Raw genomic sequence first — 4084 nt, forward strand, 5'->3', positions numbered from 1 at the left:
GCACCCCGAGGGGTGCGGGCCCTTCGCCGTGTGTCGCGGCTCTCCGGGGCTACTGGGCGCCCGAGCTGGCCGAGAGGAGCTCCTCCAGCTCCTCCTCGCGCTCCTGCGCGGCGACGAAGAGCAGCTCGTCGCCGCCCTCCAGGGTGTCGTCCTTGCCCGGCACCAGCACCCGGCCCTCGCGGATGATGGTCACCAGCGCGGTGTCCTGCGGCCAGGCCACGTCGCCGACCCGGGTGCCGACCAGCTCGGTGTCGGAGGCCAGGGTCAGCTCGACCAGGTTGGCGTTGCCCTGGCTGAAGCGCATCAGGCGGACCAGGTCGCCGACGCTGACCGCCTCCTCGACCAGCGCGGACATCAGACGCGGGGTGGAGACGGCGACGTCCACGCCCCAGGACTCGTTGAAGAGCCACTCGTTCTTGGGGTTGTTCACCCGGGCGACCACCCGCGGCACCGCGTACTCGGTCTTGGCGAGCAGCGAGACGACCAGGTTGACCTTGTCGTCACCGGTCGCGGCGATCACCACGTGGCAGCGCTGGAGCGCGGCCTCGTCCAGCGAGGTGATCTCGCAGGCGTCGGCCAGCAGCCACTCCGCCATCGGGACCCGCTCCACCGAGATGGAGTTCGGGTTCTTGTCTATCAGCAGGACCTCGTGGCCGTTCTCCAGCAGCTCGCCCGCGATCGAGCGGCCCACGGCTCCGGCCCCGGCAATGGCGACCCGCATCAGTGACCCTCCTCCTTCGGCCCCTGCGCGAACGCGGCCTCGACGGCCGTCAGGTCGGCCCGGCGCAGCATCACGTGCACCAGGTCGCCCTCCTGCACCACCATCTGCGGCGAGGGGAGCACCCCCTCGCCGAGCCGGGTGACGAACGCCACCCGGGTGCCGGAGGCCTCCTCCAGCTCGCCGATCCGGTGGCCGATCCAGCGCGGGTCGTACGCGACCTCGGCGAGCTGGACGCCACCGCTCGGGTCCTGCCACAGCGGCTCGGCGCCGCTCGGCAGCAGCCGGCGCAGCATCTGGTCGGCGGTCCAGCGGACCGTCGCCACGGTGGGGATGCCCAGGCGCTGGTACACCTCGGCGCGGCGGGGGTCGTAGATCCGGGCGGCGACGTTCTCGACGCCGAAGTTCTCCCGGGCCACCCGCGCGGCGATGATGTTGGAGTTGTCGCCGCTGGAGACCGCGGCGAAGGCGCCGGCCTCCTCGATGCCCGCCTCGCGGAGGGTGTCCTGGTCGAAGCCGACGCCGGTCACCCGGCGCCCGTTGAAGCCGGCGCCCAGCCGACGGAACGCGGTCGGGTCCTGGTCGACCACGGCCACCGAGTGGCCCTGTTTCTCCAGGGCTCTGGCGAGGGCGGAGCCCACGCGGCCGCAGCCCATGATGACGATGTGCACCGGCGCTTACCTCACCCGTCCCGAAGGGGTCTTGACCTGCGCAAACACCGTTCAGCTCCGTTTCCCGCCCGGTCGTCCGGGGCGAGGTTCCTCGTGGGGGCGCCGACCCGGCAACGCTCGACAACCAGAGTGTTGCCCGCCGACTCGTATCCGACACGCTAGCCGGTCCACCGAACGCAGTCGCGACGAAGGGGGGGACAAACGGCGGAGCGTTGACCGGGGAGCCCCTACGATTCCTTAACGTGCCTATGCCGACTGACCTTCCGAAACGCATCCTGATCGGGCGCGCCCTACGCAGCGACAAGCTGGGCGAGACGCTTCTGCCCAAGCGGCTCGCGCTGCCCGTGTTCGCCTCGGACGCGCTCTCCTCGGTCGCGTACGCCCCCGAGGAGATCCTGCTCACCCTCTCCATCGCGGGCGCCTCGGCGATCCACTTCTCCTGGCAGATCGGCGTCGTCGTGGCGATCGTGATGCTCGCCGTGGTCGCCTCGTACCGGCAGAACGTCCACGCCTACCCCAGCGGCGGCGGCGACTACGAGGTCGCGACCGTCAACCACGGGCCGGCCGCCGGTCTGGTGGTCGCCAGCGCGCTGATGGTCGACTACGTGCTCACCGTGGCCGTGTCGACCACCTCGGGCGTCGCCAACGTCGTCTCCGCGGTGCCCTCGCTGCGCGGCCACGAGGCGGTCCTGTCGGTGGTCGTGGTCGTCCTGCTGATGGGCATGAACCTGCGCGGTGTGCGCGAGTCCGGAAGCGCCTTCGCCGTTCCCACCTACGCCTTCATGGTCGGCGTGATCGGGATGGTCGGCTACGGCGTCTTCCGGCACTTCGCGCTCGGCCAGGACATGCCCGCGGAGAGCTCCGGTTTCCACCTCGCCGCCACCCCCGGCAACGACTCGCTGACCGGCTTCGCGATGGTGTTCCTGCTGCTGAAGTCCTTCTCCTCCGGCTGTGCCGCGCTGACCGGTGTGGAGGCGATCTCCAACGGCGTGCCGGCCTTCCGCAAGCCGAAGAGCAAGAACGCCGCCACCACGCTGCTGATGATGGCGAGCATCGCCGTCGTGATGTTCATGGGCATCATCTGGCTGGCCCGGCTGACCGGTGTCCAGATGGCCGAGAACCCGACCGAGCAGCTCGTCGGCTCCTCGCCCGGCTACCACCAGAAGACCGCGCTGGCGCAGATCAGCGAGGCCGTGTTCAACAACTTCACCCCCGGCTTCTACTTCGTCGCCGGCGTCACCGGCCTGATCCTGGTGCTCGCCGCCAACACCGCCTTCAACGGCTTCCCGGTGCTCGGCTCGATCCTCGCCCAGGACCGCTACCTGCCGCGCCAGCTGCACACCCGCGGCGACCGGCTGGCCTTCTCCAACGGCATCATCCTGCTGGCGATCGCCGCGATCCTGCTGATCCTCGCCTTCGACGCCGACCCGACCCGGCTGATCCAGCTCTACATCGTCGGCGTCTTCGTCGCCTTCAACATGAGCCAGTCCGGCATGATCCGGCACTGGACCCGGCTGCTGCGCACCGAGACCGACCCGGCCAAGCGCCGCCACATGCAGCGCAGCCGGGCGATCAACGCCTTCGGCCTGGTGATGACCATGGCCGTGCTGATCGTCGTGCTGGTCACCAAGATCGGCCACGCCTGGATCGCGATCGCCGCGATGGCCGTGCTGTTCGTGATGATGAAGGGCATCCGGCGCCACTACGACCGGGTCTCCGACGAGCTCATCGCCGCCGAGGAGCCGGACGACGTGGTGCTGCCCACCCGGGTGCACGCCATCGTGCTGGTCTCCAAGCTGCACAAGCCGGCGCTGCGCGCCCTGGCGTACGCCCGGCTGGCCCGGGCCCACACGCTGGAGGCGGTCACGGTCAACGTCGACCCGGCGGACACGGCGGCGCTGCGGCGGGAGTGGGACGAGCGCGGCATCGAGGTGCCGCTCAAGGTGCTGGACTCGCCGTACCGCGAGATCACCGGGCCGGTCCTGGACTACGTGAAGAACCTGCGGCGCAGCAGCCCGCGGGACGTGGTCTCGGTCTACATCCCGGAGTACGTGGTCGGGCACTGGTACGAGCACCTGCTGCACAACCAGAGCGCGCTGCGGCTCAAGGGGCGGCTGCTGTTCAAGCCCGGGGTGATGGTCACCTCGGTACCGTGGCAGCTGGAGTCCTCCGAGCGGCGCAAGCCGCAGAAGGCCTGGTCGGCGCCGGGTGCCGTCCGGCGTGGCGAGCCTCGGGCGCCGAAGGCCGTAAAGTCGAAGGATTCCGTCTCCACCGGTACGAACGCCGGTGACACCCCCGACCGCAGCAAGGACTCCTCCCAGTGACCCGCAACACTCCGCCCCGCTCCTCGGGCTCCTCCGGCGCCTCCGGCAAGGGCGCCCGCCGGGGCGGCTCCAAGCCCGGTCAGGTCTCCCGGCCGCGTTGGGGCCGGCCGTCCCGTCCGGAGGCCACCGACCGCGACGGCCTCACCGCGAGCACCGCGCCGTTCGTCCCGGGCGAGCGGGCCGACCAGGGGCCCGCCGGGCCGGAGGCCGGGAAGGGCGCGGGCAAGGGTGCCGCGGGCAAGGGCGCCGCGGGCAAGGGTTCCGCGGCGAAGGGTGCCGCGGCCAAGGGCTCTGCCAAGGGATCCGGCAAGGACGCGCCCAAGGGTGCGGGCCGGGACGCCGGCCAGGGCGCCGGTCAGGGGGCGCCGAAG

At 71.2% G+C, this 4084-nt stretch carries 3 protein-coding genes and 1 pseudogene; 2 read left to right on the forward strand and 2 right to left on the reverse strand.

What is annotated here, in order from left to right; all coding sequences use genetic code 11:
- Window positions 1–49: 49 nt before the first annotated feature.
- Both ACFU6K_RS33030 and ACFU6K_RS33035 read right to left on the reverse strand, forming a co-directional pair.
- The gene (locus ACFU6K_RS33030) at window positions 50–721 is read right to left on the reverse strand and encodes a potassium channel family protein (RefSeq protein ID WP_380669342.1); all 672 of its coding nucleotides are present in this window, start codon (window positions 719–721) and stop codon (window positions 50–52) included.
- Window positions 721–1389 carry a TrkA family potassium uptake protein gene (locus ACFU6K_RS33035; protein ID WP_049657525.1) on the reverse strand — a complete coding sequence of 223 codons (669 nt, stop codon included), beginning with the start codon at window positions 1387–1389 and terminating at the stop codon, window positions 721–723. Before ACFU6K_RS33035 ends, ACFU6K_RS33030 begins: the two co-directional genes overlap by 1 nt.
- 248 nt (window positions 1390–1637) lie before the next feature.
- Here ACFU6K_RS33035 and ACFU6K_RS33040 point away from each other — a divergent pair, with 248 nt between their 5' ends.
- Both ACFU6K_RS33040 and ACFU6K_RS33045 read left to right on the forward strand, forming a co-directional pair.
- Complete coding sequence (locus tag ACFU6K_RS33040; protein ID WP_380669345.1) at window positions 1638–3713, forward strand: APC family permease; 2076 nt, start codon at window positions 1638–1640, stop codon at window positions 3711–3713.
- A pseudogene (locus tag ACFU6K_RS33045) lies at window positions 3710–4084 on the forward strand (hypothetical protein); the annotation flags it as partial. The gene ACFU6K_RS33040 and the pseudogene ACFU6K_RS33045, both read left to right, overlap by 4 nt.

The organism is Kitasatospora sp. NPDC057512 (assembly GCF_042802135.1).
Lineage (GTDB): Bacteria > Actinomycetota > Actinomycetes > Streptomycetales > Streptomycetaceae > Kitasatospora.